Source organism: Solwaraspora sp. WMMD791 (assembly GCF_029581195.1).
Taxonomy (GTDB): domain Bacteria; phylum Actinomycetota; class Actinomycetes; order Mycobacteriales; family Micromonosporaceae; genus Micromonospora_E.
In genome coordinates, this window is record NZ_CP120737.1 from 6,165,333 (window position 1) to 6,184,137 (window position 18,805).

Annotated in this window: 16 protein-coding genes; 14 read left to right on the plus strand and 2 right to left on the minus strand. The window is 71.9% G+C overall.

Features of this window, described 5'->3' with window-relative positions:
• Positions 1–28 precede the first annotated feature (28 nt).
• Both O7623_RS27870 and O7623_RS27875 read right to left on the minus strand, forming a co-directional pair.
• On the minus strand, positions 29–1,315 hold the full coding sequence (locus O7623_RS27870; RefSeq protein ID WP_282225906.1) for a nicotinate phosphoribosyltransferase: 1,287 nt from the start codon (positions 1,313–1,315) through the stop codon (positions 29–31).
• On the minus strand, positions 1,312–3,993 hold the full coding sequence (locus O7623_RS27875) for a LuxR C-terminal-related transcriptional regulator (RefSeq protein WP_282225907.1): 2,682 nt from the start codon (positions 3,991–3,993) through the stop codon (positions 1,312–1,314). The genes O7623_RS27870 and O7623_RS27875 overlap by 4 nt, the downstream gene beginning before the upstream one ends.
• 181 nt (positions 3,994–4,174) lie before the next feature.
• On the opposite strand from O7623_RS27875, the gene O7623_RS27880 reads away from it, so the two are divergent.
• The 14 genes from O7623_RS27880 (at position 4,175) to O7623_RS27945 (ending at position 18,789) form a co-directional block, all read left to right on the plus strand.
• Positions 4,175–5,848 carry a hypothetical protein gene (locus O7623_RS27880; RefSeq protein ID WP_282225908.1) on the plus strand — a complete coding sequence of 558 codons (1,674 nt, stop codon included), beginning with the start codon at positions 4,175–4,177 and terminating at the stop codon, positions 5,846–5,848.
• Between the two features lie 73 nt (positions 5,849–5,921).
• A complete protein-coding gene (gene clpS / locus O7623_RS27885) occupies positions 5,922–6,212 on the plus strand; it encodes an ATP-dependent Clp protease adapter ClpS (protein WP_282225909.1) in 291 nt (96 codons plus the stop codon).
• Positions 6,209–6,736: a DUF2017 domain-containing protein gene (locus tag O7623_RS27890; protein WP_282225910.1), complete on the plus strand. Its 528-nt coding sequence runs from the start codon at positions 6,209–6,211 to the stop codon at positions 6,734–6,736. Before clpS ends, O7623_RS27890 begins: the two co-directional genes overlap by 4 nt.
• A 48-nt stretch (positions 6,737–6,784) precedes the next feature.
• A complete protein-coding gene (locus O7623_RS27895) occupies positions 6,785–7,276 on the plus strand; it encodes a M67 family metallopeptidase (RefSeq protein WP_282225911.1) in 492 nt (163 codons plus the stop codon).
• A gap of 69 nt (positions 7,277–7,345) precedes the next feature.
• The gene (locus tag O7623_RS27900) at positions 7,346–7,687 is read left to right on the plus strand and encodes a MoaD/ThiS family protein (protein ID WP_282225912.1); all 342 of its coding nucleotides are present in this window, start codon (positions 7,346–7,348) and stop codon (positions 7,685–7,687) included.
• 8 nt (positions 7,688–7,695) lie between these two features.
• The gene (locus O7623_RS27905; protein ID WP_282225913.1) at positions 7,696–8,661 is read left to right on the plus strand and encodes a pyridoxal-phosphate dependent enzyme; all 966 of its coding nucleotides are present in this window, start codon (positions 7,696–7,698) and stop codon (positions 8,659–8,661) included.
• A 261-nt stretch (positions 8,662–8,922) separates the two neighbouring features.
• Positions 8,923–9,669, plus strand: coding sequence for an MBL fold metallo-hydrolase (locus tag O7623_RS27910; protein WP_282225914.1), 747 nt, complete (start codon positions 8,923–8,925; stop codon positions 9,667–9,669).
• Between the two features lie 97 nt (positions 9,670–9,766).
• On the plus strand, positions 9,767–10,912 hold the full coding sequence (locus O7623_RS27915; protein ID WP_282225915.1) for a glycosyltransferase family 1 protein: 1,146 nt from the start codon (positions 9,767–9,769) through the stop codon (positions 10,910–10,912).
• 76 nt (positions 10,913–10,988) lie between these two features.
• Positions 10,989–11,717, plus strand: coding sequence for a ribonuclease PH (rph, locus tag O7623_RS27920; RefSeq protein WP_282225916.1), 729 nt, complete (start codon positions 10,989–10,991; stop codon positions 11,715–11,717).
• On the plus strand, positions 11,714–12,343 hold the full coding sequence (rdgB, locus tag O7623_RS27925; RefSeq protein ID WP_282225917.1) for an RdgB/HAM1 family non-canonical purine NTP pyrophosphatase: 630 nt from the start codon (positions 11,714–11,716) through the stop codon (positions 12,341–12,343). The genes rph and rdgB overlap by 4 nt, the downstream gene beginning before the upstream one ends.
• A gap of 121 nt (positions 12,344–12,464) precedes the next feature.
• Entirely contained in the window at positions 12,465–14,186 is a 1,722-nt protein-coding gene (locus O7623_RS27930) for a glycosyl hydrolase (protein WP_282225918.1), read from the plus strand.
• Between the two features lie 250 nt (positions 14,187–14,436).
• The gene (locus tag O7623_RS27935) at positions 14,437–16,311 is read left to right on the plus strand and encodes a hypothetical protein (RefSeq protein ID WP_282225919.1); all 1,875 of its coding nucleotides are present in this window, start codon (positions 14,437–14,439) and stop codon (positions 16,309–16,311) included.
• Between the two features lie 107 nt (positions 16,312–16,418).
• Complete coding sequence (locus tag O7623_RS27940; protein ID WP_282225920.1) at positions 16,419–16,964, plus strand: acyltransferase; 546 nt, start codon at positions 16,419–16,421, stop codon at positions 16,962–16,964.
• Positions 16,957–18,789, plus strand: coding sequence for a lipopolysaccharide biosynthesis protein (locus O7623_RS27945; protein ID WP_282225921.1), 1,833 nt, complete (start codon positions 16,957–16,959; stop codon positions 18,787–18,789). The genes O7623_RS27940 and O7623_RS27945 overlap by 8 nt, the downstream gene beginning before the upstream one ends.
• The last annotated feature ends 16 nt before the right edge of the window (positions 18,790–18,805 follow it).

Here is an 18,805-nt window from a genome sequence, read left to right on the forward strand (position 1 = left end):
ACGTCAGTCGGCCGGCACGATGGTGACCTCAGTCGGCCGGCACGATGGTGACCGGAATCGCCGGATCCCCGGCGGACAACTTCAGCCCTTCCCACGGAATCGAGATCAGGCAGCGCCGCAGGTGCTCCCGGGAGTCGGCCAGGGTGGGCCGGCCCAACGGTTCGCCGGCGGCGACGAAGGAGCGCTGCAGCACCCGGTCGCCGTTCACCCGGTCCGGTACGCCCTGTGAGACCACGATCTCCTCGATGGCGGTGCCGGTCGGCTTGTGGCGGCGTACCGCCACCTTCCGGCCGCCGACGGTGGCCTTGTTCTCCGAACGCTTCACCACCGGCCGGCCGTCGACCTCGACCAGCTTGTAGACCAGCCCGGCGGTCGGGGCGCCGGAGCCGGTCACCACGGCGGTGCCGGCACCGTACATGTCGACCGGCTCGGCGGCGAGCGCCGCGATCGCGTACTCGTCCAGGTCGCCGGAGACGATGATCTTCGTCTCGGTGGCACCGAGCGAGTCGAGCAGCTCCCGGGACTGCTGGGCCAGCACCGACAGGTCACCGGAGTCGATCCGGATCGCCCGCAGCTCCGGCCCGGCCACCGCGATCGCGTTGCGGATGCCGTCGCTGATGCTGTACGTGTCGACCAGCAGCGTCGTGTCCCGCCCATGGGTGGCCACCTGGGAGGCGAACGCGGCCCGTTCGTCGTCGTGCAGCAGGGTGAACGCGTGCGCCGAGGTGCCCGCCGTCGGGATGCCGAACCGCTCGCCGGCGGCCAGGTTCGACGTCGCGGTGAAGCCGGCCAGGTACGCCGCCCGCGCCGCCGCCACCGCCGCCTGCTCATGGGTACGCCGTGAACCCATCTCGATCACCGCCCGGCCGCGGGCGGCGGTCACCGACCGGGCCGCCGCCGCCGCGACCGCGCAGTCGTGGTTGAGCACCGACAGCACCAGCGTCTCCAGCAGCACGCACTCGGCGAAGGTGCCGGAGACGGTGAGGATCGGCGAGTTCGGGAAGAACAGTTCGCCCTCGGCGTACCCGTCGATGTCGCCGGTGAACCGGTAGTCCGCCAGCCACCGGGCGGTCTCCGCGTCGACCACGCCACGCTCGCGCAGGTGCCCGAGGGTGTCTTCGTCGAACCGGAACTCACCGATCAGGTCGATCAACCGACCGGTGCCGGCGACAACGCCGTAGCGTCGGCCGGTCGGCAGCCGGCGGGCGAAGACCTCGAACACGCACTGCCGGTGCGCGCTGCCGTCGGCCAGCGCGGCGGCCAGCATGGTCAGCTCGTAGTGGTCGGTCAGCAGCGCGGGACTGGAGCTGGTCACCCGGCTACTGTACGGCCGCCGGACCGGCCGGTGCCGGCCTGGCCCGGTGCGCCGGCGGCCACCCCGTCCGGCAGGGCCCGCAGCGCACCGGCCAGCTCGCCCCGCCCGGTCACCCCGAGCTTGCCGTACGCCCGCTGCAGGTGGTTCTCCACGGTGCGGATCGACAGGTACAACTGTTCGGCGATGTCCCGGCTGGCCACCCCGGCCGCCGCCAACTTCGCCACCTGGTGTTCCCGGTCGGTCAGGTTCGGCTGGCCGGCCCGCAACGCCGGGGTGTGTACGTCGGCGCAGTGCGCCATGAACTCGCCGAGCAGCACGTTGGTCTGCCCGGCCAGCGGGGAGCGGGCCAGCCGCAGCCGGCGGACCGCCATCGCGGCGGCCTCGGCGGCGAACAGGTACAGGCCGTGCTCGGCGAAGCCGTTCGCGGCGCGCAGCAACTCCCCGTACGGGCCGTTGGTCGCCCCTCGGGCCTGGCGCAGGATCAGGCCGGGCAGCGGGCCCTCGACGACCGACGCCAGTTCGGCGAGCCGGTCCACCGCCAGATCGGCCCGACCGAGGCGGACCAGGTCGTGCAGGGCGGTCAGTTCGTGGCCGGCGAAGCCGTCGGTGCGCAGCCGGGCCGCCAGTTGGCGGAGCATGCCGACCGCCCCGGCGACGTCGCCTTCAGCGACCGTCACCCAGCAGCGTGCCTGCTCCCGCCACGGGTAGAGGATGGCCATGCCGGGTGCCTGCGCCCGGTCCGAGTCGGTCATCGCCGCCACTGCGGTGGCCGGTTCGTCGCGCAGCGCGGCGGCGTGCGCCCGTTCGGCGTGGGCGAGTCCAGCGAAGACCCGACCGGTGGCGAGCATCGCGCAGGCCTGCAGGCTGTGCCGTAGCGCCTCGTCGAGCCGGCCACGCATCCGGGCGGCCTGTGCGCGGACGACCGACAGGTAGCCGGAGCCGAGCCGGAAGTCGCCGGCGTCGGCCAGGTCGGCGAACTCCTCGGCGACGATCGCGTCGATGCTGGTCAGGTCCCCGGCGAGCACCAGTCGGGTGCCCCGGGCCAGCTCCAGCGCCAGCTGCAGGTACGGCAGCTCGGTCCGCCACCGGGGCGCGTCGGCCTCCACCCGGGCGATGGCCCGTCCGCTGCCGGTCAGGTCGCCCTGGGCCGCCTGCAGATGGGCGATCGTGCACTGGGCCAGGCCGTGCGCCGCGTGGCTGGCCGCCGGCCGGTCGAGTACGGCCCGGGCCAGCCGCAGCGCCGCGTCGCACTCCAGGCGGTGCAGCCGCATGATCGCCTCGAACGAGTTCACCCGGGCCCGGTCTGCCGGGTCCGACAGGTCGCCGGCGCCGATCGCCAGCTCGTCGATGGTGGACTCGCGGCCCAGTCCCCAGTAGGCGACCAGGCCCAGCACCATCAGCCAGCGACTGCGCCGCCCGTCGGTGGTCACCTCGGCGCGAACCGCCTCCAGCGTGGCCAGTGCCCGGTCCGGTTCGTCGCGGAACATCAGGATGGTCGCCATCAGTTCGGCCGCGTCGAAGCCGCCACCGACGGCGAGCGCCCGACCGGCGAGCCGGTCGGCCAACGGAATGTCGTAGCCCACGAAGGCCTGGGCGGCGGCGGTGAGCAGGACGGCCGGGTCGTCGGCGGTGTCCGACTCCAGCCGCCAGACGGCGACCCGCAGCAGGTCGTCGCGGCGGCGGGCGCCGGTCTGCTCGACCAGGCTGGCCAGCTGCGCCTGCAACCGCTGCGACCGGGTCACCGGACAGCGGCGGCGGACCACTTCGCCGTACAACGGGTGGGCCATGTGGACGCCGTGCCGCCGGTCGTCGACGTCGACCCGGATCAGGCCGCGTTCCTCGGCGATCTCCACGTCGGCGTGCCGGCAGGCCCGTAGCAGCAGCCGCAGCCCGATCGGCTGGCCGAAGGCCACCAACTCGACGACGCCGCGCACCTGCGGGCTCAGCTGGCCGATCCGGGTGTCGATCAGGTCGGTCAGGCTCGGGGCCAGCTCCAGCCGGCCGGTCCACCGCCACACCCCGTACGTCTGGGTCAGCTCCTGCCCGGACTGCGCCGCGATGATCAGCTCGCGGAGCAGCAGCGGGTTGCCTTCGGACAGTCGCCAGAGCCGCTCGGCCGAGGCCGGGTCCAGCTCACCGCCGAGCAGTTCGGCCAGCAGCCCGGTGGTGTCGGCGAAGCCCAGCGGCGCGAGCTCCTCGTGCCCGACCAGGTCGTCGGCCCACAGGGCCCGGATCGGCAACGGTACGGGTTGGCCACTGAGCAGGGTGCCGAGCACGGTGGCCCGTTCGGACCGGGCGATCAGGTTGGTCACCGCGGCCGAGGTCGGGTCGAGCAGGTGGGCGTCGTCGATGGCGAGCACGATGGGGCGACCGGCGGCCCGCTGACGCAGTGATTCGACCGCCCAGCGCAGCAGCGCCGAGGGCGACAGCCCGGGTGGCTGTTCCGCCGGCAGCACCTGGGCGAGGCCGGCGAAGGGCAGACCGGCCGCGCTGAGGCTGCCGGAGGCGAACCAGACCGCGTACGTCTCGGTCGGCAGATGGTCGACGACTTCGCGCAGCAGCCGGCTCTTGCCGATCCCAGCGGTGCCGCTGAGGATCAGCCCGCGTCCTCCGCTGGTGGCGGCGGTGGACAGTCGGTCGAGCTCCTCGGCCCGTCCCACGAAGCTCCACAGGCCCATGGCAGGGCAGCATATAGAACGATCGCCCAGGGGGAACGCCCGGTCACGGACCGCATTTGAGTATGAAGTGCCTGATCAGTTGAGTAGGGGCGCTTCTCGTTGCGTAAGTGATCGTGCACGTAGCGTCGGTGCTGCTGGTACCTGTCCAGACCAGCGCCCGAAGGAGCTCAGCATGGAGCCTGTGACAGCACCTCTGTATCCGCTGGACACCGGACTCACCGCGATCGTTCCCCGGCAACGGGGGCCGGCGCAGCGTTGGGCAGCGCCGTCCGCCGGCCAGCCGGAGCCACCCGACGCCGTACCGGACCCGGTGGCACCGGCACCGGGCGCGCTGTCGCCGCCACCGCACACCGAGCTGGCGCCGACCCCGGCGGTGCCCCGGTCGGCGCGGCGGTCACCGCAGGCCGGGGCGGTACGCGGCGTCACTCCGCCGGCCGACGAACCGGTCGCGGCGGTCGTCGTCGGGGCCGGTCGGGACAGTCGCGGCGCGGTCGTCGCCGCGCTGCTGGGCGCACCGCTGCCGGTGCGCCGGCCCCCGGAGAGTTTCCTGCTGGTCCGGCACGGCCCGGCGGCCCGGATCGCGGCGTTCCTGCCCGGCTGGCCGCACCCCTGGCTGATCCCGACCCGCGCGGCCCGTAACGGGGCCGGACTGGACCTGCCCCGGTCGCCGCGTCGCGTCGAGGTGCGCCGACCCGACCAGATGCTGCGCCACCTGAGTCTGGTGGACACCCCGGATCTCGGCTCGCTGCGCCCGGCCGGGATGCGTGTCCTGGTCGACGCGGTGACCCGGGCCGGCGCACTGGTGTTCGTGATCGGTGCCGGTCCACCGCCCGGGCCGGTCGAGCACGACCTGCTGCGGCAGGCGGTGGCGGCGGGCGCGGCGGTGTTCGTCGTGGTCACCCCCGGCGGCGTGCACAGCGAAGGCGAGGCCCCACACCGGGCGGCGCTGCTGGCCGCCGTACCGGAGCTCGTCGACGCTCCGTGGTTCGTCGGCGAGCCGGACGCCGGGTCGGTCACCGGCCTGCGGCGCCAGCTGATCGACTGGGCGGACCGGGCGGCGCTGCACCGTGCCGGAGCCGGGCTGGCCGCGTTGGCCGGCCTCGACCAGCCGACCACGCTGCGTACCGACCGGTCACGATCGGCGGACGGCGGCGGGCCGCCGGGGCCGGAGGCGGAGAACGACTGGTCCCGGCACCTGGACCGCACGGTACGGCGGGCGGGGCAGCGGGTCCGCCACACCCTGGCTATCGAGTTGGCCAACCTGCATCTGGCCGCGGTGCAGGAGATCCTCTTCGGCTGTGGCCCGGCCGGCACCCCGGACCTGCTCGACCGCGAGTTGCTGGCGTTGTCGCTGCGGGCCGGTCACGGCTGTGTCACGGCGGTGGACGACATCGTCGACGAGATGGCCGGGTACCTGTTCGCTGCCGAGCCCACGACGCTGCGGCACGTCCTGCGGGAACTGCTGCGGCGGCGGATCGTCGTCGACCCGCCACCGACGCCGGTCGCGGTGGGCCTGCTGGCCACGGCGGCAGGAGAGGTACAGCGGGTCACGGCGACCGAGGCGCCGGACGGTGTGCTCGGTGCCGCCGAGGTGGACGTCTTCGCGGCGTACCCGACCCCGTGGTCGCGGTCCGCGCTGCCGCCGCTGGGCCTCGCGCTGGCCGCCGACTGCTGGCACCGCAACGACGGTCCGGCCGGGATGGCGCCGCACCAGGCGAGGACGTGGACCCAGCAGATCCTGCGGGCCATCGAGATCGAATTGTCGCGGGAGCTCACGGTCCGGTTCGCCGCCGTACGCCGTGGCCTGTCCAGCCTGCTCGGCGACGTCGTCGACACCGGTGATCCGGCACGGTGACGGGGCCGGTGCCGCTCGCCACGGCGGGGCCGCTGTTGCTCGTCGAGGCGGGACCGGTGGCACGATGGTGGGCATGGCGGCTCCACAGGTTGCTCCGGTCGAGACGCCGGACGTCGACGAGATGCCAGGGCACGAACGGCTGTGGGTGACGATCGTCTGGGACGATCCGGTCAACCTGATGACCTACGTGACCTGGGTCTTCCAGAAACTGTTCGGCTACAGCCACGCGAAGGCCGAGGAACTGATGCTCGACGTGCACCACAAGGGTCGGGCCGTGGTGTCCAGCGGCGCCCGGGAGCGGATGGAGCTGGACGCCTCCCGGCTGCACGCCTACGGGCTCTGGGCGACGGTGGATCGCGCATGAGCATGTTCCGGCGCCGGGGTGGACGGTTCGTCGCGTCCTTCTCCCCGGACGAGGTGAAGGTGCTGCGCAAGGTCGCGGGTGAGGTGGTGGGCCTGCTGACCGAGGGCTTCGACCACGGCGATCCGGTGGTCGGTCGGCTCTTCCCGGACACCTACCCGGACGATCCGGCGAGTTCGACGGAGTTTCGCCGGTACACCGAGAGCGACCTGAAGACCGCCAAGATCGACCAGGCCGGCGCGGTGCTCGCGGCGCTGCCCGACGACGCCGCCGACGGCGGATGCGAGGTCCGGCTGGACGACGAGGAGGCCGAGGCGTGGCTGCGGGCGCTCAACGACGCCCGGCTGGCGATGGGGGTGCGGCTGGACGTCAAGGCCGACACCGACCTCGGCGCCGAGTTGGCCGCCGCCGAGCAGGACGACCCGACGTCGGGCCGGCTGTTCCAGCTGTCGGTCTATGCGTACCTCGGCTATCTGCAGGAGTCCCTGCTGTTCGCCATGATCGACCAGCCGCGGTCGCTGGCGTGACGACCGCCACGGGCTGCCCGGCCCGGAGAAGGCGGTAGGCTTGGTGTCGTGCTGAGCATCGACCGGTCGATCATCGACGCGATCGTCGCCCACGCCCGCCGGGACCACCCCGACGAGGCGTGCGGCGTGGTCGCGGGGCCGGCTGGTTCGGACACGCCGACCCGGCACATCCCGATGCAGAACGCGGCCCGCTCGATGACGTTCTACGAGTTCGACTCGATGGAGCAGTTGCGGTTGTGGCGGGAGATGGACGACCGGGACGAGGAGCCGGTGGTCATCTACCACTCGCACACCGCGACCGAGGCGTACCCGTCCCGGACCGACGCCGCGATCGCCGGCTGGCCGGAGGCCCACTATCTGCTGGTCTCCACCCGGGATCCGCAGGTCACCGAGATCCGTTCGTTCCGCATCGTCGAGGGCGTGGTGACCGAGGAGCCGGTGGACGTGCGTGACGCCGGTGTCGATCCGCACGCGGTGCAGTCGTACCTGTTCGGGCAGACCCCGACGACGGTCGACTACGAGTGTTCGTCCGACCGCTGATCTCCACCAGCGCCGGCACCTCGCATCCGCAGTCTGATCCGATCCCACCGCCGTCATAGGAGCACGTCAATGGCTATCGAAGTTCGCGTTCCCACCATCCTGCGCAGCTACACCGGTGGCGCCAAGGTCGTCGAGAGCAGCGGGGAGACCCTCGCGGGCCTGCTGGACAACCTCGACGCCCAGCACGCCGGGCTGCGCGGCCGGCTGGTCACCGCCGAAGGCACCCTCCACCGGTTCGTCAACATCTACGTCAACGACGAGGACGTCCGGTTCCTCGGTGCCCTCGACGCCAAGCTCTCCGACGGGGACACCGTGACGATCCTGCCGGCCGTGGCCGGTGGGGCGCTCGGGTTCGCCGCGGCCGCCGCGCTGCTGGGCCACCCGGTGGCCGGCGCGCCGACCATCGGCTGAGCGCACCCATGGCGCGCTACGACAGCCTGCTCGACGCGTGCGGCGGAACGCCGCTGGTCGGTCTGCCCAGGCTCTCCCCGGTGGTGCCCGACGGGGCACCACCGGTGCGCCTGTGGGCCAAGTTGGAGGACCGTAATCCCACCGGCAGCGTCAAGGACCGGGCCGCGATGTTCATGGTCCGGGCCGCCGAGGAGGCCGGCCGGCTACGGCCCGGCGACACGATCCTCGAACCCACCAGCGGCAACACCGGCATCTCACTGGCCATGGTGGCGAAGCTGCGCGGCTACCGGCTGGTCTGCGTGATGCCGGAGAACGTCTCCACCGAGCGGGTGCAGTTGCTCCGGATGTACGGTGCCGAGATCATTTTCTCGCCGGCCGCCGGTGGCTCGAACCAGGCGGTCGCCACCGCCAAGCAGATCTCCACCGAACACCCCGACTGGGTGATGCTCTACCAGTACGGCAACGGCGGAAACGCCCGGGCGCACTACGAGACCACCGGGCCGGAGCTGCTGCACGACCTGCCGACCATCACCCACTTCGTCGCGGGGCTCGGCACCACCGGCACCCTGATGGGCACCGGACGCTATCTGCGGGAGAAGGTCGACGGCATCGAGATCGTGGCGGCCGAGCCGCGCTACGGCGAGCTGGTGTACGGGCTGCGCAACATCGACGAGGGCTACGTACCGGAGCTGTACGACGCCAGCGTACTGACCCGCCGCTTCTCCGTCGGCACCCGCGACGCCGTGCTGCGGACCCGGCAGTTGGTCGAGGTCGAAGGGCTGTTCGTCGGCTTCTCCACCGGGGCCGTGCTGCACGCCGCGCTCGCCGTCGCCCACGAGGCGGTCAAGGCCGGTCGTCGGGCCGACGTGGCGTTCCTGGTCGCCGACGGCGGCTGGAAGTACCTCTCCACCGGTGCCTACGGCGGGACGCTGGCCGATGCCGAGGAGGCGCTCGACGGCCAACTCTGGGCCTGACCGGCAGCCGGCTACCACCGGCGCTCCCAGCTGATTCCGGTGCAAATGATTGGTTGCGCTATGGGCGCACCTCAACCGGGTTGTCGAAGTCGCTCCAGTTGTTCGCGCTTCTGTGTCACGTTCGCGACAAGTTGCAGCGGATCTTGCGTTCCGTCGCTGGCTGCGGCGTAGGCTGCCCAGCGTGGCAGAGCCGCTGATGGAGATCTTCGATGGCATGGTCGGCGTGACGCCGGTGGCCCACCGTGACCATTGGAACAGTTGATGCGTCTGACCGTCCTGGGCTGCGCCGGTAGTTTCCCCGGCCCGGAATCCCCCTGTTCGGCCTATCTGATCGAAGCGGACGGCTTCCGTCTGCTGATCGACTTCGGCTCCGGCTCGCTGTCGGCCCTGCAACGGTACGCCGGACTGCACGCGGTCGACGCGATCCTGCTGACCCACCTGCACTGCGACCACATGCTCGACGCCTGCACGTACGTGGTCGTCCGCCGCTACGCCCCGGACGGGCCGTACCCACCGCTGCCGGTCTACGCGCCGGCCGGCGCGCCGGACCGGATCGCCACCGCGTACAGCGCCGACGGGGCACCCGTCGACGACGTCTACACCTTCTACGGCCTGCAACCCGGCAGCTTCCCGATCGGCCCGCTGCAGGTGACCGTCGACCGGGTCAACCACCCGGTGGAGACCTACGGCGTACGGGTCGAGCACGGCGACCGGGTGCTCACCTACTCGTCGGACACCGCGCCGTGCGAGGCGTTGCTGCGGCTGGCCCAGGACGCGCACGTGTTCCTCTGCGAGGCGAGTTACCTCGACGGGGTCGACAACCCTCCGGACCTGCACCTGACCGGGCGGGAAGCGGGCGAGGTGGCGACGAAGGCCAACGTCGGTCGGCTGCTGCTGACCCACCTGGTGACCGCCTGGGGCAGCGAAGCGTCGACGTTCGAATCGGCGGCGGCGAGCTTCGACGGCCCGGTGGAGATCGTCCGGGCCGGAGCCCGCTACGAGATCTGAGCACCCGCACCGGCGGTGCCCGCTCTTGCCGTAGAGTTCGCCCGCTGGTCAACGCGGTGTAGCCTCACCCACCCGGATGGGCGCGACCGTGACACCCATGCGCGTCGCCGTCGTCACCGAGTCCTTCCCACCCGATCTCAACGGGGTGGCGCACTCCGTCGTCCGGGTCGCCGAACACCTGGTCGCCCGAGGGCACGAGCCACTCGTGATCGCACCCGCCCCGGCCGCCGCCAGCCGGACCGCCGTCGAGCGACACCCGTACCCGGTGGTGCGGGTGCCGAGCCTGCCGGTGCCGGTGTACCGCAGCTTCCGGCTCGGCCTGCCGAGCCGGCGGCTGACCGAGGTACTGACCGCCCACGCCCCGGACGTCGTCCATCTGGCCAGCCCGTTCGTGCTCGGCGCGCGCGGGTTGACGGTGGCCCGCCGGCTGCGCCTGCCCACCCTCGCGGTCTACCAGACCGACGTGGCCGCCTACGCCCGCGCGTACCACCTGGGGTGGAGCGTGGCGACCGTCTGGCGCTGGCTGCGCGAGATCCACAACGCCGCCGACCGGACGCTGGCCCCCTCCACCGCCGCGGCGGCCGATCTCACCGCCAACGGCATCGAGCGGGTACGCATCTGGGGCCGGGGCATCGACCCGGTCCGGTTCGACCCGGCCCACCGCTGCGAGTCGACCCGCCGGTCGCTGGCGCCCGACGGCGAGGTGCTGGTCGGGTACGTCGGCCGCCTCGCCGCCGAGAAGCGCGTCGACCTGCTCGCCGAGACCAGCCGACTGCCCGGCGTACGGGTGGTGGTGGTCGGTGACGGGCCGGCCCGCCGGGAACTGGAGCGGGCCCTGCCCGCCGTACGGTTCCTCGGCGCCCGGCACGGAGCCGACCTGGCACGGCTCTACGCCAGTCTCGACGTGTTCGCTCACACCGGCCCGCACGAGACGTTCGGCCAGACCGTGCAGGAGGCGCAGGCCAGCGGCGTACCGGTGATCGTCCCAGCGGCGGGCGGCCCGATCGACCTGGTGGCGTCGGACGTCACCGGTTTGCTGGTGCCGCCCGGCGACGGCGCGGCGCTCGCGGCGGCGGTCGCGGACCTGGTGGCCGACCCGGCGCGGCGGTCGCGGCTGGGCCGAGCCGCGCGGGCGGGCGTCGCCGGTCGAACCTGGGCGGCGATCGGCGACGAACTGATCGAGCACTACCGTGCCGTGCAGGACTGTCCGGGTGTCGTCGCCCGGCTGCCGGTCGCGGCCTGAGCCCGGCGGCGTCCCGGCAGTGCTGAGACAGCGCCCCGACATCGCTGCGGCCCGGCGTGGCACATAGGCTCTGCGCATGGCACGACCCGATGGACGTACCCACGCGCAGCTACGACCGGTGACGTTGACCCGCAACTGGAGCATGCATCCCGAAGGATCGGTGCTCGTCGAGTTCGGCGAGACGAAGGTGCTCTGCACCGCGAGCGTCACCGAGGGCGTGCCCCGCTGGCGCAAGGGGTCCGGCCTGGGCTGGGTCACCGCCGAGTACGCGATGCTGCCCAGGGCGACCACCACCCGGTCGGACCGGGAGAGCGTCAAGGGCCGGCTCGGCGGGCGCACCCACGAGATCTCCCGGCTGATCGGGCGGAGCCTGCGGGCAGCGGTCGACCTCAAGGCACTCGGCGAGAACTCGATCGTGCTCGACTGCGACGTGCTGCAGGCCGACGGCGGCACCCGGACCGCGGCGATCACCGGCGGGTTCGTGGCGCTGCACGACGCGGTCGGCTGGCTGGCCGGCCGCAAGGCGCTGGCCGGCAAACTGGACCAGGTGATGCGCCGGTCGATCGCGGCGGTCAGCGTCGGGGTCATCGGCGGCGAACCCCGGCTCGACCTGTGTTACCTGGAGGACGTCGCGGCCGACGTCGACATGAACGTGGTCTGCACCGGCGACGGCGACTTCGTCGAGGTGCAGGGCACCGGCGAGGCGGCGGTGTTCGCCCGCGACCAGTTGGATGCCCTGCTGGACCTGGCGGTCGCCGGCTGCGCCGAACTGGCCGCCGTGCAACGCAAGGCGCTCGACCGGTGAGCGCGGGCCACGCCGGGCGGACCCGGCTGCTGCTGGCCACCCGCAACGGCAAGAAGCTCGCCGAACTGCAGCGGATCCTCGACGCCGCGCTCGGTGCCCAGCGCATCGAACTGGTCGGGCTGGCCGATCTGGAGCCGTACCACGAGGTACCCGAGACCGGGCTCACGTTCGGTGAGAACGCGCTGCTCAAAGCGAGGGAAGGGTGCCGCTGGACCGGCCTGCCCACGGTGGCCGACGACTCCGGTCTCGCAGTCGACGCGCTCGGCGGGATGCCCGGGGTGTTCAGCGCCCGCTGGTCCGGCCGACACGGTGCCGACCAGGCCAACCTGGACCTCGTTCTGGCCCAGCTCACCGATGTGGCCGACGAGCACCGGGCGGCGTCGTTCGTCTGCGCGGCCGCTCTGGTGCTGCCCGGCGGCAAGGAGCACCTGGTGGAGGGGCGCCAGTCCGGTCGGCTGCTGCGGGCCGCCCGGGGTGACGGCGGGTTCGGCTACGATCCGATCTTCCTCGGCGACGGGCAGGAGCGGACGAACGCCGAGCTCAGTCCGCAGGAGAAGGACGCGATCAGCCATCGTGGAAAGGCTTTCCGGTTGATGGCGAAGGTGATCGCCAAGGCGTTGGGATGACGTCGGTAGATTTAATTAGTGCTTAGATCTCCGGTTACTCGGCGTACATCTGAGTTGACCCCCGATACGCTCGCGCCGCAAGCTCGTGCCACAGGGGGGCTGGATCTTGAGTAGACACAGATTGAGCAAGGTCGTCGCGCGGACCGGGTCCGGCCGGCGACGGTTGATCGTCGGCGGAGTCAGCGCCGCGCTGCTGGCCGGCATGGTGGTGACCGCGCTGCCGCTGTTCGCCGCCGACGAGATCGCCGTCGCCGCGGTCGCCGACACCACCGCGACCGACGTTCCACAGGACGGTGACAACGCGGTCAAGACGACCCTGGCCACCTGTCCCGCGCTGTGCGAGCGCAACCCGAGGGGGGCCCGGGACGCGGTCGTGGAGTTCGTTGTGGACCGGATTCCGGCCGGTGCCCGTGACGTGCGGGTCCGCCTGCAGATGTACTCCTGGCAGGATCTCGGCGCCCGGGTGGCGGTGCATCCCACCTCGTTGGACGCCCGCGCCGCCCGGCCGCCGCTGGCCTCGGGCAGCGGGGGCGGGGGCGGGGGCGCCGCGGAGCCACTGGCGACGGTGTCGACGGTCCGCAAGGGGTACAACGAGTGGGACCTGTCCGCGCTGGTCACCGGCAACGGCACGTACACCCTGGCGCTGCGCCAGCAGGAGCTGTCGCAGCGGGTCTACTGGCCGTCGACGGAGTACCGGGACCCGTCGATCCGACCCCGGCTGCTGATCAGCTACGAGGCGGCCGCAGCGGCACCGACCAGTCCGCCGGCGTCGCCTACCGCCGCGCCGACACCGCCGCCGAGTGCTCCGGTGCCGACCACGCCGGCCGCCACGGCGTCGCCGACCGTCGGCCCGTCGGCACCACCGAGTCCGTCGGCCACGCCGCCCGCGTCGGGAGTCGGCTGCGGCGCGGTGTCCGACCTGCTCGTGCCCTCCTGTGGGGCCTGGTGGGGGATGTACTCGCCGACCAGCGCCGCCAAGGGCTGGAACCACGGCGGCGCGGTGGCCGAGGTCGAGGCACAGGTGGGGCGCAAGTTCGACCTGGTGCACCGCTACCACGACTTCTCCAACGCCGGCAGCAACGGGGCGTTCCCCGACGAGTTCGAGCAGCAGCAGATGCGCGAAGGCCGGCTGATGTTCTTCGCCTGGGAGTCCCGGATCTTCTCCACCGGGACGACGTTGACCTGGCGTGACGTCTACAGCGGCCGGTACGACTCGGTCATCGACGACGTGGCCGGTCGGATCAAGGCGACCGGTGTGCCGGTGTTCATGGGCTTCGACCATGAGCCGGAGGACGAGCCGGCGAAGGGCAGTGACGCCGACTTCGTCCGGGCCTGGCGCCACGTCTACGAACGATTCACCAAGGTCGGCGCGGACAATGCCGTCTGGGTCTGGGTGATGATGGGCTGGTCCGGGCACTACGACCGGTACGCCGGCCTCTACCCGGGTGACGCCTACGTGGACTGGGTGGGCTACGACCCGTACAACTTCTACGCCTGCAATGGCGGAAAGACCTGGAAGGACCCGCACACCACGGTCAACGGCTTCTACCGCTGGCTCGACGACAACCGTATCGGCGTCGGCAAACCACGGATGTTGGCGGAGTACGGCACCAACTTCGACCCCGAGGACCCGGCGGCCAAGCAACGGTGGTTCGAGCAGTTCCCGGCGGCGATCAAGGCCCACCCGAAGGTCAAGGCGGTGATCTACTTCAACTCTGCCGGATCGACCACCACGTCGGCGACCTGCAACATGACCATGAACCACACGCCGTCCGCGTTGACCGGGTTCACCCGGGCCGGCAAGGACCCCTATTTCAACCAACCGCTCCCGGTCAAGCGCTGACCGGACACAGAGGAGATCCGACCGGTAACTGATAGGAACCAGATAATCCGCCGTCCGATCGGTGGATGCCTGACCCGGCTGAGGTTGGCGCACGCTGTCTGAGATAATTTCCCATCTGGAGGGAAGCGTGAACCAATCTCAGCCTGGCTGGGCCATGCCCAGCCGGCGTCGTGTATGGACGACAGCTCTGACGGCCGGCCTGGCGGCGACGGCCCTGGCACTGAGCGGCACCGCGGCTACGGCCGCCGTCATGCCCGTACCCGGTTCGGCCAGTCTGGTCTCGACCAACCCGGCCGACCACACCCCACATGCCCGTAACGGCGAGGTGCGCGCATTCGCCGAGATCGGCGGCGTCATCTTCGTCGGTGGCACCTTCACCGAGGTGCGACCGGTCAGCTCGGCCACCTGGGAGGCCCGCCCGTACCTGTTCGCGTACCAGCGGTCCACCGGGGCCCTGGTCGCCGGGTTCCAGCCGGTTCTCGACGGCGCGGTGAACACCCTCGCGGTCACCCCCGCCGGCGAGCTGATCGTCGGCGGCGTGTTCCGCAACGTCAACGGTGAGGCCCGCCGTAACCTGGTGGCGCTCGACCCGGCCACCGGCGCGACCGTGCCGGGCTGGGAGGGCCGATCCGACGGCGGCGTGGTCCGCGACATGGACGTCAGCGGTGACTGGCTCTACATCGGTGGCGCATTCAACTGGGTCAACGGTACGGCGCACGCCGGCGTTGCCCGACTCGACGTGACCACCGGGGCGATCGACCCGACGTTCGACGTCGACATCGCCGTCGGCCGGCACGAGGTCGCCCCGTACGTGTGGACCCTGGACGTCTCGCCGGACGGTGCCACGTTGGTCTTCGGCGGCAACTTCCGGGAGGTCGAGGGGCAGCCCCGTGAGCAGCTCGCCATGGTCGACCTGACCGGTACGCCGACCCTGGTCGACTGGAACAGCAACCACCGGTTCTCGCCCGGCTGCTCCTCCCGGTCGTTCACGCACTACGTGCAGGACATCAGCTTCGCCGAGGACAGCAGCTTCTTCGTCGTCGGCACCAACGGCGGCACCGGCTGGCCGGTGGCGTACTGTGACGCGCTGGTCCGCTTCGAGACCGCGAGCCGCGGCACCAACCTGGACGGCACCTGGCTCAACTTCACCGGCAACGACACGATCACCTCGGTCGTGGTCCACGACGGCATCGCCTACACCGGCGGGCACTTCCGCTGGTTGAACAACCCGAACCGCAGCGACAACGCCGGTAACGGCGCGATCGACCGGCTCGGCATCGGTGCGGTCTCGGTGGCGACCGGGATGCCGGTCAACTGGAACCCGCGCCGCAGTGGCGGCTCGGCCCTGCCACCGGGTGCGCTCAGCTGGGGCTCGGCCGTACCGGTGCTGTGGTTCGGCTCCGACGGGCTCTACTTCGGGCACAACTCCGACGGGATGGGTAACGAGTACCACGGTCGGCTCGGCATGTTCCCACACGCCGGCGGGCGCACGATCGTCCCGCGCAACCCACCGACGGCCACCACCGGCTACCTCTACCTGCCGTCGGCGACCGGTGACCTGACGAAGGTGCCGTTCGACGGGTCGACGCTCGGGGCGGCGACGGTGACCAACCAGCCCAACCTGGTCGACGCCGGCGCGGTCTGGCGGGTGTACGACCGGATCTTCTGGGCCAGGCCGGTCACCGGCACCACGACCGGCAGCCGGCTGGACATCTCGCTGTTCAACGGCAACACGGTCGGTGCGCCCTGGGAGAGCTCGGGCTACAACGACTGGTTCGACGCACTGTCGCTGACCGGGGCGTTCTACCTCGACGGCCGGCTCTACTACACCCGGACCGGTTCGGGCAGCAACCAGCTGTTCTACCGGTACTTCGAGCTCGACGGCAACTATCTCGGTGCCACCGAGTTCGCCCTGCCGACCAGCGGTGTCACCTGGACCGGCGTACGGGGCATGGCCTGGGTGGGCGGAAACATCGTCTACGGCTCGACCGACGGGCGGCTGCGCAGCATTCCGTTCGATCCCACGGCGGATTTCGCGGTGGACGGGACAGCGGCGGTCGTCCTGGCCGAGCCGGATCCGACACTCGACTGGACCAACCGGTCGATGTTCTTCGCAGCCGAGTAACGACGCGGTAACCACCGAACTGGTATGCCCGGTGGGCCGGCTGCGCTGCTGCCGGCCCACCGGCCATTTTGTAGTGTGGAACGTCCATCGATGGAGAGGCGGGCGGGTTGTCGACCACACGCCGGCACGGCTTGCTGCTGCGGACCGTCTTCGCGGTCAAGCGCCGCTACTACCAGCTGCGCTATCCCGGCCTGCGGCTGGGACGCGACGTCGAGATCCGCGGCCGGGTGCGGCTGCGCCGTGGAGTACGGGTGACGATCGGCGACCGTACCCGGCTCAACAAACTGGTCCGGTTCGCCGGGCCGGGCGAGGTCCAGGTCGGTGCCGACTGCCTGCTCAACGCCACCTGGATCGGTTGCTGGACGACCGTGCGGGTCGGTGACCGCTGTCTGCTGTCCGACTGTGAGCTGATGGACAACGACTTCCACAACCTCGCGCCCCAGCTGCGGCACGCGCCGGCCAGCCCGGCGACCAGGGCCCCGATCGTCGTCGGTGACAACGTCTGGATCGGCGCGCACGCCCTGGTGATGAAAGGGGTCCGGATCGGCAGCGACAGTGTCGTCGGTGCCGGGACCATCGTCCGCACCGACGTACCCGACGGTGTCGTGGTGATCGGCAACCCGCAACAGATTGTGAAGCAATTCGATGAGTGAGCAACCACAGCGGACCGTGACCCTCACCGAGCTGCTGCGGATCCCGCTGCTGCGCTGGAAGCTGGTCGCCGGCGGCGCGGTGGTCGGTTGCCTGCTCGCGATCGGCTACCTGGTGGTGGCCCCGCCCGCCGCCACCGCGACCGCAGTCGTCGCCATCCGGCCGGTGGTCACCGACGCGTTCACCACCCCCGGTGCCGGTGCCGACCGATCGATCAACATGAACGTCGAGAGCGGCATCGCGACCAGTACCGACGTGCTGTCGCGGATCGCCGAGGCCCGGGCGGTCGACGTGGTGGCGGTCCGGCGGGCGTTGGAGATCGAGGTGCCCACCGGCGGTCAGATCCTGCGGTTCACCTACTCGGCCGATTCGGTCGAGTCCGCTGTCGAGTCGGTCAACCTCGCCGCCGCCACCTACCTGCAGGTCCGTGAGGAGATGTACGAGCGGCAGCGCGCCGACATGCTGGCCTCCTACGACGAGCGGATCGCCACCGTCGCCGAGCAGCAGACGGCGGCCGGGCGGCGCGCCGCCGACTCGGACAGCAGCGGGCCGGCGGCCGACGCCGCGTTGGCCGAGTTCGCCTCGCTCAGCAACCAGCTGACCCAGCTCAACGGTGCCCGTACGGAGATCGCGGCGATCGACGTCACGCCGGGCTGGATCACTCAGAGCGCCCAGCAGCAGCTGTCCACCGCTGGCCAGCCCCGGGTGGTGTACCTGCTGGCCGGGCTGCTGGCCGGTGCTCTGCTGGGGATTCTGCTGACCTACCTGCGGGAGTCGGCCGACCGCCGGGTGCGCAGCGAGTCCGACGCGCTCGACGCCTCGGGGCTGCCGCTGCTCGGCACCGTACGGCGCCGTGGTCTGCGGGTCGACGCCCGGACCGTCGACGCCGACGTGCGCTACGTCGGCATGGCCATCGCCGAGCAGCTGCGTCAGACGGTACGCACCCCGGTGGTGGTGATCTCGTCGCGCAACCGGGAGGACACCACCCCGATGACCGCAAGTCTCGCCGTGGCGCTCGCCGCCGACGGCCAGGATGTCTACGTCGGCGACGACAGCCACCGGGTGGCGGCGCTGCGCGAGGCGTTGCTCGCCGACCGGCGGCGGGTGCCGTCCGGCCCGTTCGTGCCCGAGCAGCCGACCGGCCAGCAACCGTCCGCGGCCGGCACCGGCGATGCGCGTTCCCCGGGCGGCGGCCGGCCCGCCGCGTCGACCGCGACCGTCGGCGCTGCCACCGCGTCGGCCGGTGCTGCCACCGCGTCGGCCGGTGCTGCCACCGCGTCGGCCGCGCCGCGTCCGTCCGACGCCGGCGCGAACCCGGGCGTCGACGGCGACCCGGAGAGCACACTGATCTTCTCGCTGCCCCGGGCGGACCAGGACCACACCGTCATCCTGCCCCGGGTGACCGAGTCGGCGGACAGCCCGGCCGCACCGCGTCGACCGTCGCCCCGGCCCTCGCCGACCAGCGGCCCGCCGGACCGTTCCGACAGCAGCGGCGACCGGGCCGGCGGGACCCGCCCGGCCGGCGGTTCGGTCGTGGGCACCATCCCCGTACGGACGCTGCCGGCCGACGCGCTGACCGTGGGCGCCGGCATGGTCCGGATCGGACTGTACGCCCAGGCGCCGCGCGACGGCAGCATCGTGCTGTTCAACGCCCCGCCGGCCGAATCCGACGAACGCGGCGTGCGGGAGGCCCGCTCCGGCACCGCCATCGTCGTGGTGGAACGGGACCGGACCCGGTTGGCCGACCTGCGTCGACTGACCGACCGGCTGCGTGCCTCCGGTGCCGAGCCGCTCGGTTTCGTGCTGCTCGGCAGCGGCCGTGGCTGAGTCCACCCGGCCCGCC